The organism is Vibrio ostreae, assembly GCF_019226825.1.
Classification (GTDB): domain Bacteria; phylum Pseudomonadota; class Gammaproteobacteria; order Enterobacterales; family Vibrionaceae; genus Vibrio; species Vibrio ostreae.
This window is the reverse complement of the sequence record NZ_CP076642.1, coordinates 1170202-1192036: the sequence shown is the minus strand read 5'-3', so window position 1 is coordinate 1192036 and position 21835 is coordinate 1170202. Positions and strand designations below refer to the sequence as shown.

At 51.8% G+C, this 21835-nt stretch carries 21 protein-coding genes and 2 pseudogenes; 15 read left to right on the top strand and 8 right to left on the bottom strand.

The window, feature by feature from the left end:
- The first annotated feature begins 80 nt into the window (after positions 1–80).
- Positions 81–701: a glutathione S-transferase family protein gene (locus tag KNV97_RS05165; RefSeq protein WP_136487080.1), complete on the top strand. Its 621-nt coding sequence runs from the start codon at positions 81–83 to the stop codon at positions 699–701.
- Positions 702–813: 112 nt separating this feature from the next.
- On the opposite strand, the gene KNV97_RS05160 is transcribed toward KNV97_RS05165, so the two are convergent.
- Together KNV97_RS05160 and KNV97_RS05155 are read right to left on the bottom strand one after the other, a co-directional pair.
- Positions 814–2553: a SulP family inorganic anion transporter gene (locus tag KNV97_RS05160; protein WP_218561704.1), complete on the bottom strand. Its 1740-nt coding sequence runs from the start codon at positions 2551–2553 to the stop codon at positions 814–816.
- A 198-nt stretch (positions 2554–2751) separates the two neighbouring features.
- Positions 2752–3471 carry a UTRA domain-containing protein gene (locus tag KNV97_RS05155; RefSeq protein WP_136487079.1) on the bottom strand — a complete coding sequence of 240 codons (720 nt, stop codon included), beginning with the start codon at positions 3469–3471 and terminating at the stop codon, positions 2752–2754.
- A 220-nt stretch (positions 3472–3691) separates the two neighbouring features.
- Between KNV97_RS05155 and KNV97_RS05150 the strand changes: the two genes are divergently transcribed.
- The 6 genes and pseudogenes from KNV97_RS05150 to KNV97_RS05125 all read left to right on the top strand — a co-directional run bounded on the left by KNV97_RS05150 (position 3692) and on the right by KNV97_RS05125 (position 8940).
- Complete coding sequence (locus KNV97_RS05150) at positions 3692–4762, top strand: ABC transporter substrate-binding protein (RefSeq protein ID WP_136487078.1); 1071 nt, start codon at positions 3692–3694, stop codon at positions 4760–4762.
- Between the two features lie 9 nt (positions 4763–4771).
- A pseudogene (locus KNV97_RS05145) lies at positions 4772–5580 on the top strand (alkaline phosphatase family protein).
- Complete coding sequence (locus KNV97_RS05140; protein WP_218561703.1) at positions 5577–6467, top strand: ABC transporter permease; 891 nt, start codon at positions 5577–5579, stop codon at positions 6465–6467. The pseudogene KNV97_RS05145 and the gene KNV97_RS05140 overlap by 4 nt, the downstream one beginning before the upstream one ends.
- Positions 6454–7236, top strand: a complete 783-nt coding sequence (locus KNV97_RS05135; RefSeq protein WP_218561702.1) for an ABC transporter permease — start codon at positions 6454–6456, stop codon at positions 7234–7236. The genes KNV97_RS05140 and KNV97_RS05135 overlap by 14 nt, the downstream gene beginning before the upstream one ends.
- Positions 7233–8273 (top strand): ABC transporter ATP-binding protein, encoded by a 1041-nt coding sequence (locus KNV97_RS05130; protein WP_218561701.1) that lies wholly within the window; start codon positions 7233–7235, stop codon positions 8271–8273. Before KNV97_RS05135 ends, KNV97_RS05130 begins: the two co-directional genes overlap by 4 nt.
- Position 8274: 1 nt before the next feature.
- Positions 8275–8940 carry an HAD family hydrolase gene (locus KNV97_RS05125; RefSeq protein WP_218561700.1) on the top strand — a complete coding sequence of 222 codons (666 nt, stop codon included), beginning with the start codon at positions 8275–8277 and terminating at the stop codon, positions 8938–8940.
- A 142-nt stretch (positions 8941–9082) separates the two neighbouring features.
- Here KNV97_RS05125 and dkgB read toward each other — a convergent pair whose 3' ends face one another.
- A complete protein-coding gene (dkgB, locus tag KNV97_RS05120; RefSeq protein ID WP_218561699.1) occupies positions 9083–9883 on the bottom strand; it encodes a 2,5-didehydrogluconate reductase DkgB in 801 nt (266 codons plus the stop codon).
- A 317-nt stretch (positions 9884–10200) separates the two neighbouring features.
- Positions 10201–11082 carry a LysR family transcriptional regulator gene (locus KNV97_RS05115; RefSeq protein ID WP_136487072.1) on the bottom strand — a complete coding sequence of 294 codons (882 nt, stop codon included), beginning with the start codon at positions 11080–11082 and terminating at the stop codon, positions 10201–10203.
- 162 nt (positions 11083–11244) lie between these two features.
- On the opposite strand from KNV97_RS05115, the gene KNV97_RS05110 reads away from it, so the two are divergent.
- Together KNV97_RS05110 and KNV97_RS05105 are read left to right on the top strand one after the other, a co-directional pair.
- On the top strand, positions 11245–12426 hold the full coding sequence (locus tag KNV97_RS05110; protein ID WP_136487071.1) for an MFS transporter: 1182 nt from the start codon (positions 11245–11247) through the stop codon (positions 12424–12426).
- 185 nt (positions 12427–12611) lie between these two features.
- Positions 12612–13175, top strand: a complete 564-nt coding sequence (locus KNV97_RS05105) for a nucleotidyltransferase family protein (RefSeq protein WP_240798208.1) — start codon at positions 12612–12614, stop codon at positions 13173–13175.
- Between the two features lie 69 nt (positions 13176–13244).
- On the opposite strand, the gene KNV97_RS05100 is transcribed toward KNV97_RS05105, so the two are convergent.
- Positions 13245–14198 carry a DMT family transporter gene (locus KNV97_RS05100; protein WP_136487070.1) on the bottom strand — a complete coding sequence of 318 codons (954 nt, stop codon included), beginning with the start codon at positions 14196–14198 and terminating at the stop codon, positions 13245–13247.
- Positions 14199–14310: 112 nt separating this feature from the next.
- On the opposite strand from KNV97_RS05100, the gene KNV97_RS05095 reads away from it, so the two are divergent.
- Entirely contained in the window at positions 14311–15102 is a 792-nt protein-coding gene (locus KNV97_RS05095; RefSeq protein ID WP_136487069.1) for an AraC family transcriptional regulator, read from the top strand.
- Positions 15103–15132: 30 nt separating this feature from the next.
- Here KNV97_RS05095 and KNV97_RS05090 read toward each other — a convergent pair whose 3' ends face one another.
- Together KNV97_RS05090 and KNV97_RS05085 are read right to left on the bottom strand one after the other, a co-directional pair.
- Positions 15133–15837 carry a dienelactone hydrolase family protein gene (locus KNV97_RS05090; RefSeq protein ID WP_218561698.1) on the bottom strand — a complete coding sequence of 235 codons (705 nt, stop codon included), beginning with the start codon at positions 15835–15837 and terminating at the stop codon, positions 15133–15135.
- A 59-nt stretch (positions 15838–15896) separates the two neighbouring features.
- Complete coding sequence (locus KNV97_RS05085; RefSeq protein WP_218561697.1) at positions 15897–16817, bottom strand: MFS transporter; 921 nt, start codon at positions 16815–16817, stop codon at positions 15897–15899.
- 266 nt (positions 16818–17083) lie between these two features.
- Between KNV97_RS05085 and KNV97_RS05080 the strand changes: the two genes are divergently transcribed.
- The 5 genes from KNV97_RS05080 (at position 17084) to KNV97_RS05060 (ending at position 20433) form a co-directional block, all read left to right on the top strand.
- Positions 17084–17458 (top strand): rhodanese-like domain-containing protein, encoded by a 375-nt coding sequence (locus KNV97_RS05080; protein WP_038149449.1) that lies wholly within the window; start codon positions 17084–17086, stop codon positions 17456–17458.
- A 388-nt stretch (positions 17459–17846) separates the two neighbouring features.
- Complete coding sequence (locus tag KNV97_RS05075) at positions 17847–18095, top strand: hypothetical protein (RefSeq protein WP_136487066.1); 249 nt, start codon at positions 17847–17849, stop codon at positions 18093–18095.
- A 542-nt stretch (positions 18096–18637) separates the two neighbouring features.
- Positions 18638–18862 carry a ParA family protein gene (locus tag KNV97_RS05070; protein WP_218561696.1) on the top strand — a complete coding sequence of 75 codons (225 nt, stop codon included), beginning with the start codon at positions 18638–18640 and terminating at the stop codon, positions 18860–18862.
- Positions 18859–19734: a ParA family protein gene (locus KNV97_RS05065; RefSeq protein ID WP_218561695.1), complete on the top strand. Its 876-nt coding sequence runs from the start codon at positions 18859–18861 to the stop codon at positions 19732–19734. Before KNV97_RS05070 ends, KNV97_RS05065 begins: the two co-directional genes overlap by 4 nt.
- A 12-nt stretch (positions 19735–19746) precedes the next feature.
- Complete coding sequence (locus KNV97_RS05060; RefSeq protein ID WP_218561694.1) at positions 19747–20433, top strand: RelA/SpoT domain-containing protein; 687 nt, start codon at positions 19747–19749, stop codon at positions 20431–20433.
- Between the two features lie 216 nt (positions 20434–20649).
- Here the strand turns inward: KNV97_RS05060 and KNV97_RS05055 are convergent.
- Positions 20650–21796 (bottom strand): annotated as a pseudogene (locus tag KNV97_RS05055) (amidohydrolase).
- Between the last annotated feature and the right edge of the window lie 39 nt (positions 21797–21835).

The window sequence follows — 21835 nt, the reverse complement described above, 5'->3', positions numbered from 1 at the left end:
GTCCAAACCGGCATTCGCTGCGTACAAGGCAGCGAGTGCCGGTACATTGGCACATACATACACAAAGACAAGGACATAGCATGATAACCCTGCACCACCTCAATCAGTCACGTTCCAAGCGCATTATCTGGCTACTGGAAGAACTCGGCGTAGAGTACCGCGTCGTCCCTTATCTGCGTGACAAAGCGACTTTCCTCGCCCCGCCGGAACTGAAAAGCATTCATCCGCTGGGTAAATCACCAGTGATTGAAATCGACGGACGAGTGATGGCAGAGTCCGGTGCCATTACCGAGTATCTGATCGAACGTTATGCACCGCAGCAACTGGCTCCGGCTAAAGACAGTGACGAATACATTGATTATCTGCAGTGGCTGCACTTTGCCGAAAGCTCAGGCATGCTGCCTTTACTGCTCAAGCTGTTCATTGGCATGGAGAGTGCGCAAACCGAATTTCTGGAAAAATACGCCAATGGCGAAGCGGCCAAAGTACTAGGCTATGTGGATGCCCAACTGGCAGGAAAACAGTATCTGGTGGCCGGCAAACTGACCGGGGCTGATATCATGATGTCCTTTATCGCCGAAGCGGTGTACATGAGCGGTATGCAGGAACACTTCCCCAATATCAAAGCGTATCTGGCTCATCTGTCGACCCTGCCGGGCTACCAGAAAGCCAATCAGACTGAAGCCGAGCTGAGCGCCTGAGCTTACATTCTGAACAACAAAGCCTGCCACGCGGCAGGCTTTGTTATTTTTAATTGAATCGGGCTCATCACTGAACCCGCGTTGTGACTGCACAAAATAACTCCGGCCGCCATCAGGCCACCTCCGGCACCGCCTTGGGCAGCGCATCGACCGGCGCTTCTTTTTGCACTTCAGGAATTTGTCCTTCCTCAACCGCCTGGATATAACAGCCACTGAGTTTAATCGCCAGATACATATCAGCGCGCAGCACCATACCACCATCGCCAACCGGCACCCCGCTCAACTCACACCATTGGCGCATACTGCGCTTGCGTCCGGCCAGGATCAGCCGGATACCGCGTTTTTTCAGCATGGTCTGCACATCACTGAGCATCGCCATCACACTCAGGTCCAGATGGGTAAAGCTCGCCACTGCATCTATAACCACACAGGTTACTTCCGTGTCGTTACCTTCAACAACCTCCAGCACCCGGCGTTTGAAATACGGCGCATTAAAATAGGTCAGCGGCGAATTAAACCGATACAGCACCAGGCCCGGGATCGCGGTCGCTTTGCCGCTGCCGTCGATGGTACGAATGATGCCGTCTTTATCCAGCCCGAGCCGCTGATCACTCGGGCGCATCACCACACGTAAGAACTGAAACAGCCCCAGCAGTACCGCAAGGGTAATGCCGGGAATCACGCCGACCACCAGCACCGCGATAAAGGTGATACCGGCCAGATAGAATGCATCTTTGTCGCGTTTACGTAACGTCCATAATCCTTTCAGATCGATGAGCGACATCGAAGCGATGATCAGCACCACACCGAGCGCCGCAGTAGGAATATATTGCAGCGGCCGATAGACAAACAGCGCAATGATGCCGATCAGCACTGCCGCGATCACCGACACCAGCTGCGATTTACCGCCGTTGGCATCGTTCACAGCGGTGCGTGAATCGGCCCCGCTGATGGCAAAGCCCTGCGAAAAGGCACACGCAATATTGGCAATGCCCAGCGCTCGGAATTCTTTATCGGCATCAATATCGTAGCCGTTTTTGGCAGCGAAACTGCGCGCTGTCAGCATCATACTGACAAAGCTGACCATAGCCAGGTTGAGCGCCGGCACCACCAGCTCACGGCTGATCCCAATATCGAATGCCGGAGCCTGAAACACCGGTAAACCACCTTCAATCGCGCCGACAACGCTGACGCCGCTGGCGTCAAGCTGGGTCACCCACACCAAACCGCCCGCGGCTATGATCGCCAGCATTGCTGCCGGCCAGGCCGGACGCAGCCGTTTCGAAACAAAATAGACCACTACCGTTAACACGCTGACCAGCACCGTTTGCCAATGCACATCGAGCGCCCGTTGCGGCGCTTCAAGCAACCGCTCCAGCAGATAGCGCGCCTGATAATTGACCCCGGCCACTTTACTCAGTTGACCGACAATAATCGTCAGGGCCACACCATTAATCAGGCCAAGCAGAATCGGCCGCGACAGGAAGTCCGCCAGAATACCGAGCTTGAATTTGCTCGCCACAATGCACCAGATACCGGTCATGGCAGTCATGGTCATCACCAGTTGCCAGTGCTTGGTCGCATCGCCGCCTGCCAGCGGTGTCACTACCGCGGCAATCACCGCACACGTTGCGGCATCCGGCCCGACAATCAGCTGACGTGACGTACCAAACAGAGCATATACCAGCATCGGCACTACGCAGGAGTACAAACCGACAATCGCTGACACGCCGGTCAGCTGGGCATACGCAATGGCCACCGGCAGAGCAACCGCGACCACCGACAAGGCAGCGCGCACGTCGTCCTTTAACCAGACACGTTGATACTGTTTTAACTGATAAAACCCCGGCATCGTCTGCCGCAACCACGCTGTTCTCAAGGCTTGGTTACCTCTATCTTATGGACCGCCCCTGCGGCACTTATATCATTAAGCATAAACCAAGATTGACTAATCACGTATCTAATTTGCTGATTTGTATAACAATGATCAAAGGCATTTTCGGCATCAAGCCGCGTACTGGATAAATTGAAACAGAGCCGCGGCTAAATCTCAGTCGCTGCAACTGTCGATGGTGATGACCACCGAATCTGGCCGCCAGTATTCAAACTCACAATCCATGATCTGGCCATGCTGATTGTAGTTCACCCGGCAGATTTTCAGCACCGGCTGACCGGCGGCCAGATTGAGCGCCCTGGCCACATGCAGCGGCGCGGCGGTCGGCACCACATCAAAGCGCGAGCGTTGAGTGCAATAGCCGTATTTACGTGCGTACAATCCGGTCAGTGAACCGGCCAGATTTTCAGCTAAAATATCCGCAAACAGACCGGCGATCAGACAGTTCTCGACAAATAACACAGCGCGCCCATCAATAAAGCGCAGCCGTTCAATGATATGTACCGGAGTCATCCGGGTGATCTGCAGCGCACGCGCATACTCCTGAGTCGCCAGCACACTGCGTACATTCAGCACCCGGGTTTCCGCAATCCGGTTCTGCTCAGCAATCATCTGATGAAAGTGGCAACGTGACAGTGGGTTGTAACGCACCCGCTCCGGCGACACAAACCAGCCGCGCCGCTCTTCGCGGTAAATCAGCCCTTCGGTTTCCAGTGACACCAACGCATCTTTAATTGTAATGCGGGTGGTTTCAAACAGCTCACTCAGCTCGCGCTCTGACGGCAGCTTCTGACGCTGGTTCATCACTCCCGAGCAAATCTGATCACGCAACGTCGATTTAATCGACCCCAACTGCGTGCTCGTCTGTCGCTTCATCCTGATCTAGTCCAGTCCTTATTCATCCGCCCAGCATAGTCAGCGCAGATAACAAATTTATGACAGACAATTGCGGCACAATCACCGCTCATTACTGCTTTTCGCAACATAACTGCCATAAAAGCGCCGTAAAAGCGTCATCTGACTGGCGCTAAATCGTCATATTCGCTGCCTAGGATAAAAAACGTACTTACTGACCTAGTCCAGAAGGATAGAGACAATGAAAACGTTACTGCACCGCTCGGCCATGATCACCGGCGCCACTTTACTTGCCACCACACTTGCCATGCCTGCTTTCGCTGAACAGGCCAACATCCAATCGTTAATCGATGCCGCCAAGAAAGAAGGCGCGGTCTACAGCGTCGGCATGCCCGACAGCTGGGCAAACTGGAAAGGCACCTGGCAGGATCTGAGCCAGCATTACGGCCTCAAACATCAGGATACCGACATGAGCTCGGCACAGGAAATCGCTAAGTTTGCCGCGGAGAAAAGTAACGCCACCGCAGATATCGGCGATGTCGGTTTTGCTTTTGCGCGCGTGGCCGTGCAAAAAGGCGTGACCCAGGCGTACAAACCGACCACCTGGAGCGATATTCCGAACTGGGCCAAAGATAAAGACGGTCACTGGGCGCTGGCCTATACCGGCACTATTGCGTTTATCAGCAACAATAACCTGGTCAAAGACGCACCAAAATCATGGAACGACCTGCTAACTGGTAACTACAAAGTGACCGTCGGTGATGTTGGTGTGGCTGCTCAGGCCAATAACGCGGTGCTGGCGGCGGCTTTTGCCAACGGCGGAAACGAAAGTAACCTCGAACCGGCACTGAACTTCTTTGCCAAGCTGGCCAAGCAAGGCCGCCTGTCCTTTACCGACCCAAGCCTGGCCAACCTGGAAAAAGGCGAAGTGGAAGTGGCCATCATGTGGGATTTCAACGCCCTCAACTATCGCGACCAGATTGACCGCAGCCGCTTTACTGTCACGATTCCGCAAGACGGCTCGGTGATTTCCGGTTACACCACCATCATCAATAAATACGCGGCTAATCCAAACGCCGCGAAACTGGCACGCGAATACATTTTCAGCGACCAGGGTCAAATCAATCTGGCCGAAGGCTATGCCCGCCCGATCCGCAGCAACATTACCCTGCCGCAATCAGTGCAGGATAAACTGTTGCCTAACTCGGCCTATCAGAATGTTCATCCGGTCACGGACTTCAACGCATGGGAAAAATCCGCACGTAAACTGCCACGTCAATGGCAGGAAAATGTGCTTATCCACCAGCAGTAAGAGGTCATGATGCGCAATAAGGTTATCCTTGTTGTTCTTGATGGACTCAATCTTCAGGTAGCCCGTCAGTGCATGGGCTACCTGCACGGTTTGATTGAGCAGCAAAGAGCAACACTTTATCCGCTGCAGTGCGAACTGCCTTCTCTGTCCCGTCCGCTGTATGAGTGCCTGCTGACCGGCGTTGCGCCGGTTGAAAGCGGTATTGTCAGCAACCAGACAGTACGCCGCTCTCAGTTTGAATCGGTATTCAGCCTCGCCACGCAACAGGGTAAAACCACCGCCGCCGCGGCCTATCACTGGTTCAGCGAACTGTACAACCGCGCTCCTTACGATGCGGTGCGTGACCGCTTTACCCATGACGAGTCGCTTAACATTCAGCACGGCTGTTTTTATCACTGGGATCACTATCCGGATGAAGCGCTGTTTCTTGACGGCGAATCGCTGCGCCGTCAGCATCAGCCGGACTTTCTGCTGATTCATCCGATGAACATTGATGACTGTGGCCACCGCTACGGACTCAACTCCCCCAGTACCGCAACAGTGCCCGCCATGCTGATGTGCTGCTGTCGCATTTTGTTCCGGCCTGGCTCGCCGATGGCTATCAGATTTTGATCACCAGTGATCACGGCATGAATGACGACTGCACGCATGGCGGGACGCTGCAAGAAGAGCGCGCGGTGCCGTTGTTTGTGCTTGGCGATCGCTTTTCGCACCAACCGGAAGTGGCGCTGCGTCAGACTGACGTCTGCGGCACCGTGTGTGAGCTGCTGCGCCTTAATCACGACAAACCGTGCGCGCAAGAGGTACTGGCGCTATGAGCAGTTCCACTTTAAGCCAAACGACCACTCAACCTGCCGCAAGCAACCCACACCGCAGCTGGCAGCGCTTTATGCCACTGGCCTGGCTGTCGCCGTTTGCGCTGTTTTTCTATCTGTTTCAGCTCGCTCCTATGCTGTGGGTCATGGTCAACAGCTTTCAGGTGGATGAACAGTGGTCACTGGATAACTATCGCGAAATATTCAGCTCCGGTTTTATCCTGCAAGGCTTTAGCAACAGCCTGTGGCTGGCATTGTGGTCGGGCCTGGCCGGGCTTGCCACTGCGGCTCTGCTGGTCAGTTCGCTGCGCCGTGTTCCAGGGCGACTGCGCGATGCGGTGATTGCCTTTACCAACATGAGCAGTAACTTCGCCGGTGTGCCGCTGGCGTTTGCCTTCATCATCATCCTCGGCACCAATGGCGCGCTGACTCTGCTGCTCAAACAATACGGCCTGATTGATGACTTTAATCTGTATGGTCAGTGGGGCCTGCTGGCGATCTACATCTATTTCCAGATCCCGCTCGCGGTACTGCTGCTCTATCCCGCCTTCGATGCGCTGAACGATGACTGGCAAGCCGCAGCAGCGCTGCTTGGCGCGCGTAGCTGGCGCTACTGGGCGCACATTGCCCTGCCGGTGCTGTCACCAGCTCTGCTCGGCACCCTGATCATTCTGATTGCTAATGCCATGGGCGCGTATGCCAGTGTGTATGCCCTCACCTCCGGTAACTACAACCTGATCACCATCCGCATCGCCAGCCTGGTATCCGGCGATCTGTTTCTCGAGCCGAATCTGGCGGCAGCCATTTCAGTACTGCTGATGGCACTTCTGGCGGCTATTACCCTGATTAACCAATGGCTGATTGCCCGGAGCTATCATGCAACACGCTAATTCCGTTTATCACAAAAGCGTGGTGTACGGCATCGTCGCCCTGATGCTGGTACCGATCATCGCCACGCTGGCTTACTCACTGTCGTCACGCTGGGGGGCGACCATTCTGCCGGACGGCTTTACCCTCGACTGGTACCGCCAATTGCTCAGTGATGTACGCTTTGTCGAAGCGTTCGGCCGATCACTGCTGGTGTGCGTGGCTGCGCTGGCACTGAGCACTGTGTTGATTCTGCCGGCGATCTTTGTGGTGTTTTACTATTTCCCCCAACTCGACAAGCTGATGAATCTGCTGATCCTGCTGCCGTTTGCCGTGCCGCCGGTGGTCTCTTCAGTCGGCCTGCTGCAGCTGTACGCTGACAGCAGCGTCCCCATGGTCCGCACGCCGTGGATTCTGATCGGCACCTATTTCACCATCGCGCTGCCGTTCATGTACCGCGCGATAGCGAACAGCTTTACGGCCATTAACCTGCGCGATCTGATGGACGCCGCGCACCTGCTCGGCGCGAGCACGCTGCAAGCCTTCTGGCATATTGTACTGCCCAACCTACGCAAAGGATTAATGGCCGCGCTGTTTCTGTCGTTTTCGTTCCTGCTCGGGGAGTTTGTGTTTGCCAACATTCTGGCCGGCACCCGCTATGAAACCTTGCAGATTTATCTCTATAACATGCGCCAGACCAGCGGTCATTTCACCTCGGCGTTAGTAATGACTTACTTTCTGTTTATCTTTATCTGTACCTGGCTGGCAAGCCGGATTGGAGCAAAATCATGAGTGACGTTTCTGTCTCCCGGCTCACCAAGCGTTTTGGTGACAACACTGTATTTGAGGCGATCGATTTTGATATCCGTCAGGGCGAGTTTATCACCCTGCTCGGTCCGAGCGGCTGTGGTAAATCCACTCTGCTGCGCAGCCTGGCCGGGCTCAACCCGGTCGACAGCGGCCGCATTTTGGTCGCTGGTGAGGATATTACCCACAGTGCGCCCCAGCAGCGCGGCATTGGTATGGTATTTCAGTCTTATGCCCTGTTTCCCAACATGACCGTGGCCGGCAACATCGGTTTTGGTTTAAAGATGCAAGGTGCGAATAAAGCGCATATTGAACAGCAAGTCGGCCGGATTATCGAACTGGTCGCGCTGCAGGGTAAAGAGCAGTGTTATCCGCATCAGTTGTCAGGTGGCCAGCGCCAACGCGTTGCTCTGGCGCGCGCTCTGGTGGTCAAACCGCGTATTTTGCTGCTCGATGAACCGCTGTCAGCACTGGATGCCAAAATCCGTAAGCATCTGCGCCAGCAAATCCGCGACATTCAGCAGGCGCTCAACCTGACCACCATCTTCGTCACCCACGATCAGGAAGAAGCGATGACAATGTCAGATCGCATTTTCCTTATGCATCAGGGTAAGATAGTGCAGCAAGGCTCGCCGGAGACAATTTATACCCAGCCGGCCAATGAATTTGTTGCCGGTTTTATGGGGCATTACAATCTGCTCAGTGCTGCGCAGGCAAAAAAACTGTTTGCCCTCGATAGCGAGCATAAAGTGGCAGTACGTCCGGAGTCGATTTATGTGGCCGAAGCAGGCCGCCAAGAATCGGGGGGCCACTATAGCGATGGCGCGCATATTTCTGCGCCGATGCGCGGCGTTCTCAAAAGTCAGCAACTGCTGGGCAACGTGATCCGTTATCAGGTCGCGCTGGATGACTGCGAGCTGACCGTCGATCAGCTCAACCGCTCTTCCGGGCGCTTACTGCCTGCAGGCAGTGTGCTGGAGCTGCGTTTTAATCTCAATGAACTACAACCTGTGAGTGCCTGATATGTCTCAACCCCTGTACGTGTTCGATATGGACGACACCTTAATCGACGGCGACTGCGCCATGATCTGGAACGAGTTTCTGGTCGACAAAGGCATCGCCACCGACCCGGAATTTCTTAATCAGGATCGCTATCTGATGTCACTGTACGCGCGCGGTGAAATGGATATGGAAGACTATCTCGACTACGTAATGCAGCCCCTCGCCGCCCTGCCGGTTGAGCAGGTGCATGCACTGGTGGATGAATGTGTCGACCGCCGTATCATGCCGCGCCTGTTTGATGAAGCGCGTAACCTGATAGCGACGCTCAAAGCACACAATTCCACCATGCTGATCATCTCGGCCTCTGTCAGTTTTCTGGTCGAAGCCGTGGCCAAACAGGTCGGTATTCCTCATGCTCTCGGTATTGATATGGCGGTCAGCAACGGTCATTACAGCAGCGAGATTGTCGGCGTACCGAGTTATCGCGAGGGTAAAGTGGCCCGGTTAGAGGAGTGGTTACTTACTCACCCGCAACACCTTGATGAAGTGCATTTTTTCACCGACTCGATTAACGATTTACCGCTGTGCCAGCACGCCGATTTCGCTTATCTGGTGAATCCGTGCCAGCGTCTGGCGGCTCATGCTGGTCAGCTGCACTGGCAGGTACTGCGCTGGGGTCAGGCTTAAGCTGCTGTCGCTATCACTGTTCCTGAGATAGCGCGACCCTTATCACGAGTAAAAGCCCCGGCCATCAATACAACGGCCGGGGCTTTTCATCTTAATCAGCGTGGTTATCTTAACAACTCCGTGCCGCAGTCATGCGACGGGATCAGTCCCACTGCGGAGCAAAGTCCGGATTAGCCAGCCGATGGTTGCGATCCAGAGTCGCAATACGCGCCATATCCTGCTCACTGAGAGAGACATTGACGTAGCCCAGGTTGCTGTCGATATTGGTACGTTTGGTTGACGACGGAATGGTGACAAAGTGATTGGCTGCCATCCAGGCCAGAACCACCTGAGCCGGTGTCGCCTGATGCTGCTCGGCAATCTCAACGATCACATCATCTTTCAGCACATCGCCGTAAGCAAAAGGCATATAACCGGTCACTATGATGTCGTGCGCGCGGCAGAACTCAACCACAGCCTTGTTTTGCAGGTAAGGATGGACCTCCACCTGGTTGGTGTACAAAACGCCCTCGCCCAGGATCTCAATCGCCTGTCTCATCTGTGCCACGGTAAAGTTCGACACGCCGATGTGGCGGGTCAGGCCCTGATCCTGCGCCTGTTTCAGGCTGCGCAGGTAATCACCCATCGCGACACTGTCATCCGCCAGCGGCCAGTGAATCAGCAGCAGATCAACATAGTCGGTGTTTAAGTCCTGCAGGCTCTGTTTCACGCTTGGCAAAAACTGCTGGTCTGAGAGTTTATCCATCCACACTTTAGTGGTGATGAACAGCGCTTCACGCGCGATACCACTTGCACTCACCGCCTGGCCAACTTCTTGCTCGTTACCGTAAATCTGCGCGGTATCAATGTGGCGATAACCCGCCTCAAGTGCCATCGCAACCGACTGAACCGCTTCATCGCCTTTCAGACGGAATGTACCTGCGCCAAGCTGAGGAATTTGCATGGAGTTCGCTCCTTATCGTGGTTGTTCAATGTCATTAATCCATTGATATAACATGGATTAATGAAGAGTAAGTCAATAAACTGTCATCCGTTAATGGTAAAGCGTGACCCGTACATGACCGGGCACGCTTTACCTCTTAATCAGTGGCCGTGTTACACCGCATCATAGGCCGGATAATCAGTCAGCATGCTAACAACCGAAGCGAAAGAGATTAACTGGTGCAAAGACAAAACTTTTTTGTCAAATTTGCAAAAACTAATATCACCTGCCGCTGTCAGGCTCGCGGCCAGACATAAGCCAAACTCACGCTATCCGCTCTACAGGGTGAATTTTGGCTGAATAAAATCGATAAACGCAGAGATACGACGCGCGACGTTAGAGGACTTGTAATACACCGCATTCACCAGCTCACGCTCTGAATTGAGTTGGCGATATGAAGCAAGCAGGGTCACCAACCGGCCGGCGGCCAAGTCTTCATGAATCATAAAGCCGGACAGGCAACCGATGCCATTGCCGGCCAGCACTAACTGGCGCACGGTTTCACCACTGCTGCAGGCAATGGTCGGCTCAACGTAATCACTGCCCTGCAGCGGCCAGACATTCAGCGCACGCGGGCTGGTGAAGCCGACAATTTCATGCTGTTGCAGCTCAGATGGTGTCGCCGGGAAGCCGTGTCGGGCAAGGTAGTCCGGCGCAGCGACTACAAACAGCGGACTTTTTCCCAAAGGCCGGGCATGCAAAGTGGAATCATTGAGCTTGCCAATCCGGATCGCCACATCGGTGCGCTTTTCCAGTAAGTCAACGTAGCCTTCATTCGAGGTCAGTTCCAGCTCAATATCCGGATAGGCCTGGTGAAATTCACGCACCAGCGGCACCAGTTGATGAAGCATCAACGGGCTGGCCGCATCGACGCGCAGCTTGCCTTTCGGCAGTTCACCGCGCGACACCACCTCTTCTTCCGCCTGGCGCAGTTGCTGTAGCCCCGCTCGGATGGTTTCACTAAAACGACGGCCTTCTTCAGTCAAATCCAGGCGCCGCGTGGTGCGGTTTAAGATGGTCATCCCGAGCTGCTGCTCAATCCGGCTCACCGCACGTGATACCTTGGCCACCTGCACATCCAGCACTTCGGCCGCCTGGGAGAAACTGCCGCTGTCGATCACTGCCAGTAAGATTTCCAGATCATCAGAACGGGTCAGCATAGGCGTTCCATTTTTACATAAATGACAAAATTATTTTGCCAATACTAGCGTTTTTAGCAAATAAAAGCTCATCAATAATGCGCCTATCTAAACACAGTCAGCCCGTTGCCGGACACATCTCCACTCATTAAACGGCAGCGGAACTTCAACAGGAAAATTGCTATGCCTATTGCTTTATTTGCCTTAACCCTCAGTGCGTTTGCCATCGGCACCACTGAATTTGTCATCGTCGGCCTGCTGCCGACCATGGCCGCAGACCTCAACGTTTCTCTGCCCTCGGCCGGTTTGCTGGTCAGCCTGTATGCGCTCGGCGTCGCCATCGGCGCGCCGGTACTCACCGCCTTAACCGGCAACTGGAACCGAAAACACGTGTTGCTTTCCGTCATGGCGCTGTTTGTCGCTGGTAACCTGCTCGCCTGGCAATCTCCGGGCTACAGCACGCTCATCCTGGCGCGTATTCTGACTGGCCTGGCGCACGGTGTGTTCTTCTCCATCGGCTCAACCATCGCGACCGGCCTGGTAGCAAGGGAGAAAGCCGCCAGCGCGATCGCCATCATGTTTACCGGCCTGACCGTTGCACTAGTGACCGGCGTACCGCTTGGCACTTACATCGGCCAGCATTTCGGCTGGCAGACCACCTTTTTAACGGTCGCGCTCTTGGGGCTTATCGCCCTGATCGGCAGCGCCCTGCTGGTACCGTCAACCCTGCCGCAAGCGGCTAAAACCTCGCTGACCGAGCAAGCCAAAGTACTAATGCAGCCGCGTCTGCTGCTGGTGTTTGCCATTACTGCACTCGGCTATGGTGGCACCTTCACTGCCTTTACCTTTATCGCCCCCATCCTGCATGAAGTGTCCGGTTTTGCCACATCCACCATCAGTATTCTGATGCTGGTGTACGGCGTATCGGTGGCGTTCGGTAATATCTGGGGCGGCAAACTGGCCGACAAACACGGTCCGACTCAGGCGCTGAGTGTGATTTTCACCGGCCTGAGCCTGGTGCTGCTATTACTGACCTTCGCCGCGCCCAACCCGGTGACGGCGGTGATCATCATGCTTATCTGGGGTATGTTCGCCTTTGGTAATGTGCCCGGACTGCAGGTCTACGTGGTGAAGCTGGCCGAACACTACACTCCCAATGCGGTCGATGTCGCTTCAGGGCTCAATATCGCCGCCTTTAATATCGGCATTGCCCTTGGCGCCTGGGGCGGTGGCCTGGTAGTGGAGCAATCCGGCCTGATGACTACACCCTGGGTGGGCGCGATTGTGGTCGCGGTTGCCCTGCTGCTGACCCGTCTCAGCCAACGTTTTGATAAGCGCCAGCCCGAACTGGCCCGCTCACTGTAACGGCACCAAACTCAGGGGAAGGGAGCTAAACTCACAGGAATTGCACCAAGCCCTCCGACGAGGGCTGGTATGCGCTGAGGCATCAATTTGATGATTTACTGAACCGATATCATATTCTCCTGCCATCATGCGAGATTACCGTTATACTGAATATCAACAGTCACTAACATAATTACCCGCAATACATGCCAAGTGATATTGAACACCTTTATCTGGGACAAACCGAAGCTCTGCTACGCAATGATTCATTGCGTATGCGCTGTCTGCTGGCCGTGCAAGCGCTCAATTTACCTGACTGGTATTTGGGAGCCGGCTTTGTGCGCAACGCGATTTGGGATCACCTGCACCACAAGCCCGAAATGACGCCACTCAATGATGTGGATGTGGTCTATTTCGATCCCAGTGATGTTTCACCGCAAACAGAAGAAGCACTGCAAGCCCGTCTCTGCGCAGTCATGCCGGACATTAACTGGGAAGTGCGTAATCAGGCACGCATGCACGAAAAGCACGGTCATGCCCCTTATCGCAGCACCGCGCACGGCATTGCGCAATGGGTGGAAGTGCCGACCTGCGTCGGTGTGCGGCTCGAAACCGATGGCCGCCTGACCTTCTGCGCGCCGTACGGCCTGCGTCAGAACTGGTCACTGACCATCGCGATTAACCCCTGCAACCGTCAGCCGGAAGTGGTACAGCGTCGCATTCTGGAAAAGAAATGGCTTACACTGTGGCCGCATTTGCATTTGATTTAATCGTTTCAGACTGGTTATGTCTTTGAGTTACACACAAACCGGCGGCCGAATCCGATCCGCCGCCGTATTTTATTCCGCTTTCAGGCTGGGCTTGAGCGCTGCACGCCGCTTGGTCAGCAACTGCTTGATCCAGCCATGACCGCTGACCAGTACAATGCCGCCAATCACCATCGCCGAACCATACAAAAACCCGGCTTCAATCCGCTCCCCCAGGAGCAAAGCCCCGAGCACCACACCGTACAGCGGCGTCATAAACGACAACACACCAAGACGCGAGGCAATATAGGTATTGAGCATCCAGAACCAGAGCAGAAAACCACCGAACGAGATAATCAAAGTCTGGAACGTCACACTGGCCAGCGCCAGCGGCGTCGGATTAATCGCCAGCTGATCACTCCACGCTGCCGCGCCAAGCAAAATCAGCGCGCCCATCACCAGTTGGTACAACAGCGTTTGCTCGGAAGAGACATTGGCCAGTTTCGAGCTGCGGATCAATACCGTGGTCAGGCCCCAGGCCACACCGCCGAGCAGAGCGAGAAAATCGCCCCACAGCATATTGGGCTGCATCTCTGCTGCTTCTTCACCGTGCCACAGAAATGCCACCGCGATGCCGGAAAAGGCAAGCAGAATACCTACCCACTGCACAATTTTCAGCCGCTCACTCTCAACGAGAAAATGCAGGATCAGGGCGCTAAAAATAGGCGAAGTGTAGAGAAAAATAACCGAATGGGCCGCTGAGGTATAATGCAGCGCTGCGCCCAGAAACAGATATTCCAACGCAAACAGAGTACCGACCAGGATACCGGCTTTCCAGTTTCCGTCCGCAAACTGGAGTTTTTTGCCGCGTATCACCACGTACGCCAGCACCAATACCGCCGCGATGGCGGAGCGCAGGCCGATTTGCAGGATCGGCGCAATATCCTCTCCGGTCGCTTTAAGTGCAATTTGTTGTAAGCCCATGGCAAAGCAAAACACCACCATGATGCCGAGCGCTGTGGCGTCGATTGGTTTGCGTGTCATCATTCTCGTTATCCAACTGTTATTTTGTTATCGCTATGTTTACATTATGCGTTGTCGTCATTAAGACATATAGCTAAAATCAGACAACCCATAGCGATGATATGACAGAGTCAGCATGAGCATTCCAGGCCAACAGATTCATTTCCCGCCATTCAGTACCGAACTGCCGGCTCCGCTGGTGTTTCGCTCCGCCTGTATGCCCGCCGACGCCGCCTATCCGCGCCACAGTCATCGCTGGGGCGAGTTCGTTTATTCGTTCAGTGGCGTGATGGAAGTGAAAGTCGGCAGCCGCCAGTATCTGACTCCGTCACAATACGGTTTATGGCTGCCGCCCAATGTCGAGCATCAGGGGCTCAACCGCTACGAAACTTGCCATGGCTCACTGTATGTCGATGAAAGTTTGTGCCACGCCATGCCGCAGCACACCTGCGCGCTGGAAATCAGCCCGCTGGTGATTGCCCTGCTGGAGCACCTGCGCCAGAGTTTAATTACCCCGCCCTACAGCGAAGCCGAATACCGCCTGCTGCAAGTGTTAGCCGAACAACTGACCCACGCCACACCGATTGGCAGCTACCTGCCCACCTCCGGCGATCCTTTGCTGAGCAAAGTGCTCAGTTGGCTGGAGCAAAACCCGGGCAGCAACGAATCCCTGCGAATGTTGGCCCAGCGCGCGCACACCACCGAACGCACTCTGACACGCCACGCCCAGCGTGAACTGGGTATTTCGGTCTCAGAATGGCGCCAGCGTCTGCGCGTCGTGAAAGCGATGCCGATGCTGGAAGCCGGCGCGAAAGTAGAAAATGTTGCCCACGATCTCGGCTACGCCAGCGCGTCTGCGTTTATTGCGATGTTCCGACGTTTAACCGGGGTAACGCCGGATGAGTACCGGAGGAATTTAGGGGGGTGATGTTTTTCTCCGCAACCAAAGGTGCTGCAGTTAGTCTGTATGATGGCTTCCGCAAATAAATGAAGTTGCAGCATGCAAGCTCTGATCGTTTGCATATTGATTAAAGCGAGAGCCATATCCGCCATAGCCAATTTCTTCTTTGGTAAAACTATGCTGAACTCCCCCTAGCATCAGCATTTGCCAGCAACAATTGGCAAAGTCCATTTCATGCATAAACTCGCTTACCGCGTTCAGTGGAATATGAGGATCACGACTTCCTTGTACCAATAAAAATCGAGTATTGACCGTCTTTTCAAGCGGTAGGAATGAGGTTGGTGTGCCATGAATCGAAACAGCCGCATCCACGCCAATATCAGCCCGGCCAGCTTCAAATACAATCGAGCCACCAAAGCAAACGCCAACAAACGATATTTTTTTACCCTCAGCACCCAAGGCATCCCTGAAAACAGGGAATAAACCAGCAAGTAGCCTCCTAAGCTCTTGGGGCTCTGTGAGTGTTTTTCGTATAAACGCTTCAGCCTTTCCAACGTAAGTTTTGGGCTGATGACCTGAACCATAAATATCGGTAAGAAGTACTTTTCCGTTGACATTTTTTGCAAGTTGTTTCGCTTTACGATGAGCATATTCGGTGTGGCACCCTTCCCAATCAGGGAAAAAAACGACATGTGCCTCATTGCCAAAATCATATATGAACGAATCAAAATGCTGATCTTTATGAACTAATGTTTGCTTCATCCTATCTCCTTGCAGAAGCTCCCTTTCGAGAGCCCCCGATTGTTTTTAATAATATGTTTCTAGGCGGTAACGAGCTCTGGTGTCTCTCGTTTTGTTCGTACTGACAACGCCAGTAGTAGCCCAGAAGCGGTAACTGCAGCAGCTATGATTGGCAACATTTGTAACGACAATCCGGCATCGATAACCTCCCCGCCAACCCAGGCTCCGCCGGCGTTACCAAGGTTGAATGCCGCGATGTTAAATGCAGAAGCAAGAATCGGCGCTTTGCCTGCTTCGGAAAGTACATAGGTTTGAAGAGATGGAATGGTGGCAAACATAGCCACTCCAAACAGGAAGGTGACCACCACCATGGCAACGGTTGAGCCCATGGCAAAATAAAGCGCGACCAGTACGACCATTAAAAGAAGCAACGTACTGCGCATACCGAACACCACGCTTTTGTTAGTCAGGCGTGCACCAATTGGGTTTCCGACAGCCATGCCAGCACCGAACAGCAACAACATAGCGGGCACGTAATCTAAAGACATACCGGTAATGTCGGTCAAAATCGGAGAAATATAGGTAAAAGCAGTGAAAGTGCCGCCAAAGCCAAATATGGTAATTAATAAAGCGCGAATCTTGCCTGGCTGAATGAGTGCTGCGAATTCTTGTTTTAGATTGGTTGGGGCTTCACTTTCAATGTGAGGTAATAATTTAGCAATAGAGAGTGCTGAGATAACACCTAGTGCCGCAATAATATAGTAGGTATTTCTCCACCCAATTATCTGGCCAATATATGTACCAAACGGTGCACCAAAAATATTGGCTAATGTAGCGCCCAAGAACATGGCAGCGATTGCACTGGCTTGTTTCTCTGGCTGGAACCAGAAAGTGCCTTTGTTTTTTTGGCGCTGGTTGCTGTGATGAATTGTTTCGTGGTTTTGTATGTCACGCTTTGAATTCAATAATTTCTTTTGGCTTGGTGTAAGCGTGCCAGTCACTCTTTGTCTTGCCAAAGAGTAACCAGAAAGGCGCTTGGGTTCTTTGGCGCTGTCCGGGCCGGTTTTAGGCGTTCCCTACGCCAAAAACCTAAAAAATCGTCCTGATTTTTTTCCCTGGTTTTCGAGTTTCTAAAGCACGCCACTTGAAAGATTTGAAAAAAACTCACTTCTGTTTGCCCCATTACATAATTTGTTACTACACATGTTCTAGAGCATTCGCACTTGTTCAACCATACTTATTTGAGTTTCAATTCTGAGGGGTAATTATGTTTGGAGTTAACTGGAAAGCGGCGGGGCTGGCGTTCATGCTGGCTTTGCCTGTGGGTCAGGTGTTGGCGAGCGAGCGGGCTGAGCAGGCTTGGCGGATGATAGATAATGGCGCATTGGTGATTGATGTGCGCACGACGCAGGAATACGCTGACGGCCACTTACCCGAAGCGCGTAATATTCCTCTCAGTGACGTTGGCACTGGCTTTCATGATATCGATAAGCAGCAACCGATTGTGGTGTATTGCCGCAGCGGTGGTCGTGCTGCGATGGCAATGGAAGCGTTGCAAAAACAGGGCTTCACTCACGTGCACAATGGTGGCGGACTGAACGAAATGCAGGAAACTCAGATGAACACCGGGCCGCTGAATTAGCCCTGTTTAGCACAATGATTTGATTTGAACGGGCCAAACCGCCCCGTTTTGGCTTTATCACTCTCCGCTTATCCCGTTACTGCTTTGTGACGTGAGCAATCAGCGTTGGCTTTGCTGGCTGCTCCAGGCTTGACCCAGGCGTGCCAGAGCTTTCAGTACTTTAATCAACCAGCTATCACTCCTGATATAACAAAGTAGGTTGTGAACAGCGGTCGCGAGCAGTAGACTTGCACGAGCTAGAACGCCTGACAGTGTCTATCGCACGTTGATATGTCCGGCGTTGAGCAAATCAGAAACGTCCGGTTTAGCGATATCAAAGAGTAAAAGTAAACATTATCCTTTCATTATGCTGCCGTAAAATCGATATTAAATTTGATGGAGATAAACAATGAACAGCGGTTGGGCTAACTTCTTTCCGTACTTTGCCGGAGCTCTCAAAATTATCGTAACAGCGATTGGTGCCTACTTTGCGATTAAATGGCATTTTGATGAAGATCGCAGAGTGAAGGAAGCGGCAGGTGTGGTATTTGAACCACAAAGCTCTTTGAAAAAATTGTTAAAGATGCTGGCTATCCCTGTCATTCTGACCGTTCTGGTCGTTGCCGTGATTTACGCGACGAACTGGTATCTCGACTGACCACCGGTGTGAATACCATCCCTGCTTAGCGATGGTAAGTCGTCTTTTTCAGGCCTATTGATATGCAGATCTTTAGCTTATATTCCTCTCAGTGACGTTAGCAATGGCTTTAATAACATCGATAAGCAACAACCGATTGTGGTCGACTGCGGCAGCCGCTCGCCATGGCGATGGACGCACTAAAAAACAAGGCTTTAGAAATGTGCACAACGGCGGCGGTTTGAATGAGATGCAGGAAACGTAGATGGAAATGGGGCCTCTGAATTATAGGCTAAACTGATTACTTAAAATACCGCCTGAAATTTTGTATCAGAATTGAATGCTCTAGCTCTCAGCGATTAAGAGTAAATCTATGCCTATTTTTTTGAAAATAAAGAATGATGTTGTATCTCCTCATGTAATCAAAGATATAATTCAGTATGAAGGCTGCTAATCAAATAGCTGATTTTTTGACCTAGACAATCCTTTTTTAGAGATAAATTTTACATTATCCTATATGCATGTATTATAATTTTCGTAAATTGGTTGTCTAGGGAATTAAAATGAAAGTCGTATCTGTATTTAACAATAAGGGTGGTGTAGGTAAATCAACCCTCACATATCACATGGGGGCAGCATTATCAGAACTAGGGATAAAAACTCTCCTAGTTGATCTTGATCCTCAATCTAACTTAACATTGTATGGTTTGTCAGAAAAAGAGCTTGAAAAAATCTGGATAGCTGAAGATCCTTTTATTGAAGATTTTGCAGCTGCAAAAAAGAAATGAGTCCTGACTCATTTAATCATTTCCACCGGAAAAACCATTCTATTCACTACATATTAAAAGCTGTAGAAGATGGTCTTTCAGATGAAGAGCACTTACCAAGTCCTGTGGAAATTTCAAAAAATCTAGCTTTAATACCTGGACGCCTTACGCTCCATATGTTCGAAAACAAAATATCGAAACAATGGAGTGAAGCTTTCTTGGGAGAGCCTCAAGCTCTAAGAACTGTCACTGCTATTCGGAAAAAGTGTGAGCAGTATGCAGATACTTTTGGATATGACATTGTACTTATTGATACATCTCCAAGCCTCAGCGCATTGAACAAAATAATTATATCAAATGCAGATGCGTTTATGATCCCTTGTGCTCCAGATATGTTTTCTGATTATGGCATTCGAAACATAGGTAACGCTTTAGGTGCATGGAAACGAGAATTCAACACCATGTACTCACTGCTGACAGACTCAAAACGAAAGTATTTCCCCGATAATTTCGTCCAACTTCTTGGCTATACTGTGTACAACGCCAAACGAAGGTCTGATGCATCAAATGAACTGGGAATAGCATTAGCCCACTACAACTACGCAACAAAATTGCCTGATACTATACGTAAATATGTGCCTAACACGTGTTTTTCTAACCTTGATGAAAGACTTTTTAGAAGTTCGATGGGGAACAATGCTGTTATTTATGGCCATGGAACATTACCAACAATGGCTCAGAAATATCGAGTACCAATGTGGAGCGTACCGGATCAAAGCGACTTAGGTGATGATAAGTCTACAATCAAAGGCAATCAAAAGATGTATTACTCAACAAAAGAAATGTACATCGAACTTGCCAATGATGTATTGGAAAGACTGAGTTCAATGTAGGAGCTGGCACCAATGACCAAAATAGCAGTTCAAGACACTAAGGCTATCATTGATCATCTAAAAGAGGAGATGTATTTATATGAAGGCCTACATGACAAAATCATATCTTTGATTACTAGGGATCCCGTATTTAAAAAACATGTGCATAGCTACAAGTCTAGATTTAAGGACCTAGATCACTTACAACAAAAAATCTTACGAAAAAATAGTGAAGATGCCGCTCTTCCAGAAGAAAAACGAAAAGGCCCTATAACTATAGATAATGTAAAACAACGAATCACTGATATAGCGGGAATACGTATTTTGCATCTTTATCAAGGTCAATTTTCTGACTTGCACAATCGCATAATGAAATTAGTTCAAGAAAAGGAATTAGCGCTATTTGAAGACCCTAAAGCTTATACATGGGATCCGGAGTTTAGTAGGTTTTTTGAACAACTGAAACTCGAATCTCACGTAAAAGAGAGCTTCTATACTAGTGTTCACTACGTTTTCAAACCTAGACCCGATAGTAACATAACTTGTGAGGTTCAAGTTAGAACACTATTTGAAGAGGTTTGGGGAGAGATAGACCATACTTTTAACTACCCTGAACCTTCCGAAAGCATTGTTGTTCAAGAGCAACTTAAAGTTTTAGCTCGCCTTGTTGGAGCAGGAACTAGACTCGCTGATTCGGTCTTTAAGCTCAAAGAGCACTAGTTAACTTGGCGCTGAAATAGCGCCATTTTTGATTATATTTAGTAACGATCCATAAGAATTCTAAGGTACTGTGTAAGCCAACAAAGACTTATTAAAACAGTATAACCAAGTCTGAAAACATAGTTTTAGAGATTGACGAATGTGCTGTTGCTCCGTCCGATAAACCAAGAAAGCCAAAGCGTGACATACAACCCCACGAAACCATTAATCCCCCCCTCAAAGCGCAGCTTCATCCACGCCATGAAGCCCTGCCACAATACTGGCGAAGATATCCCGCCCGACTGGCGTCAGGACATCGGGAAAATCGTAATCCGGATTATGCAGTTGCGGGCTTTGCTGGCCCGAGCCGAGCACAAACATCGCGCCCTCTTTTGCGAGCGCGGTAAACTGGCCGAAATCTTCTGACCAGCGCATCGGTTTTTCTAAAATCGTACATGGCGTGCCGGTTTCCTGGCAGGCTTGCACTACCCGTTCGCAGCCCTGTTGTGAGTTTACGCTGGCCTGGAATACATCCTGCCATTCGAGTTGGCAGCCTAAACCATATTTATCGGCATTGGTTTGCGCCAGTTTGCTGGCAGCTTCCACCAGGCTTTGCATGGTTTGGTTACTTTCGCTGCGCAGGGTTGCCATCACCACCGCTTCACCCGGGGAGGTGCCGAAGGCCACTTCGCCTAGTCTGGCATGGATCACCGTCACCCAGCAGCGCTCGCTGAGGTACTGCGGCAGCGCGGTGAGCTTAGTGACGATCTCGCACATCGCCATGGCCGGGCTGACACCGTTTTCCGGGTGCGCCGCGTGGGACGTTTTACCGTGCAGACGGATGATCATGCCGCGCGAGGCGCAGTTAAACGGGCCGGCTTTGACCGCCACATGGCCCAGCGCCAGGCCGGGGTAGTTGTGCAGCGCAAAGGCGTAATCCGGCATCAGGCTGGCAAAGTTAGGATCATTGACCATATTAATCGCCCCTTCACCGGTCTCTTCGGCGGGCTGGAAGGCGAGTATAACTCTGCCCCTCGCCGGGCGGCGGGTACTGAGCTGCTCGCCCAGCGCGCTGACAATCGCCATATGGCCGTCGTGGCCGCACTGGTGTGACACGCCGCTGTGAGTGGAGCGGTGAGCAAAGGTGTTAGTCTCTTCGATGGGCAGCGCATCGAGTTCACAGCGAATCAAGGTTGTCAGCCCAGGCTGCCGGCCCTGATACACAAAAAGCGAGCCCACTGCCGCCAAGGCCGGTGAGGACTTGATCAGGCTTAAAATGTTCAAACTGCGCCACAATGCGCTGCGCGGTCTCCTTCTCCTGATTGGACAATTCAGGAAACTGATGCAGGGTATGACGAAATTCGGTCCAGCAAATCTCTGCCATAAATAATGTCCTCCGTGACCATGGCATAAGTGCATTGAG

What these genes read in the sequence shown, in the direction of transcription:
- KNV97_RS05075 (WP_136487066.1), top strand. Translation starts at nt 17,847, where the DNA reads ATGAACAGCGGTTGGGCTAACTTCTTTCCGTACTTTGCCGGAGCTCTC.
- KNV97_RS05150 (WP_136487078.1), top strand. Translation starts at nt 3,692, where the DNA reads ATGAAAACGTTACTGCACCGCTCGGCCATGATCACCGGCGCCACTTTA.
- KNV97_RS05095 (WP_136487069.1), top strand. Translation starts at nt 14,311, where the DNA reads ATGAGCATTCCAGGCCAACAGATTCATTTCCCGCCATTCAGTACCGAA.
- KNV97_RS05105 (WP_240798208.1), top strand. Translation starts at nt 12,612, where the DNA reads ATGCCAAGTGATATTGAACACCTTTATCTGGGACAAACCGAAGCTCTG.
- KNV97_RS05065 (WP_218561695.1), top strand. Translation starts at nt 18,859, where the DNA reads ATGAGTCCTGACTCATTTAATCATTTCCACCGGAAAAACCATTCTATT.
- KNV97_RS05125 (WP_218561700.1), top strand. Translation starts at nt 8,275, where the DNA reads ATGTCTCAACCCCTGTACGTGTTCGATATGGACGACACCTTAATCGAC.
- KNV97_RS05160 (WP_218561704.1), bottom strand. Translation starts at nt 2,553, where the DNA reads ATGCCGGGGTTTTATCAGTTAAAACAGTATCAACGTGTCTGGTTAAAG.
- KNV97_RS05140 (WP_218561703.1), top strand. Translation starts at nt 5,577, where the DNA reads ATGAGCAGTTCCACTTTAAGCCAAACGACCACTCAACCTGCCGCAAGC.
- KNV97_RS05070 (WP_218561696.1), top strand. Translation starts at nt 18,638, where the DNA reads ATGAAAGTCGTATCTGTATTTAACAATAAGGGTGGTGTAGGTAAATCA.
- KNV97_RS05165 (WP_136487080.1), top strand. Translation starts at nt 81, where the DNA reads ATGATAACCCTGCACCACCTCAATCAGTCACGTTCCAAGCGCATTATC.
- KNV97_RS05155 (WP_136487079.1), bottom strand. Translation starts at nt 3,471, where the DNA reads ATGAAGCGACAGACGAGCACGCAGTTGGGGTCGATTAAATCGACGTTG.
- KNV97_RS05110 (WP_136487071.1), top strand. Translation starts at nt 11,245, where the DNA reads ATGCCTATTGCTTTATTTGCCTTAACCCTCAGTGCGTTTGCCATCGGC.
- KNV97_RS05080 (WP_038149449.1), top strand. Translation starts at nt 17,084, where the DNA reads ATGTTTGGAGTTAACTGGAAAGCGGCGGGGCTGGCGTTCATGCTGGCT.
- KNV97_RS05060 (WP_218561694.1), top strand. Translation starts at nt 19,747, where the DNA reads ATGACCAAAATAGCAGTTCAAGACACTAAGGCTATCATTGATCATCTA.
- KNV97_RS05135 (WP_218561702.1), top strand. Translation starts at nt 6,454, where the DNA reads ATGCAACACGCTAATTCCGTTTATCACAAAAGCGTGGTGTACGGCATC.
- dkgB (WP_218561699.1), bottom strand. Translation starts at nt 9,883, where the DNA reads ATGCAAATTCCTCAGCTTGGCGCAGGTACATTCCGTCTGAAAGGCGAT.
- KNV97_RS05100 (WP_136487070.1), bottom strand. Translation starts at nt 14,198, where the DNA reads ATGATGACACGCAAACCAATCGACGCCACAGCGCTCGGCATCATGGTG.
- KNV97_RS05130 (WP_218561701.1), top strand. Translation starts at nt 7,233, where the DNA reads ATGAGTGACGTTTCTGTCTCCCGGCTCACCAAGCGTTTTGGTGACAAC.
- KNV97_RS05090 (WP_218561698.1), bottom strand. Translation starts at nt 15,837, where the DNA reads ATGAAGCAAACATTAGTTCATAAAGATCAGCATTTTGATTCGTTCATA.
- KNV97_RS05115 (WP_136487072.1), bottom strand. Translation starts at nt 11,082, where the DNA reads ATGCTGACCCGTTCTGATGATCTGGAAATCTTACTGGCAGTGATCGAC.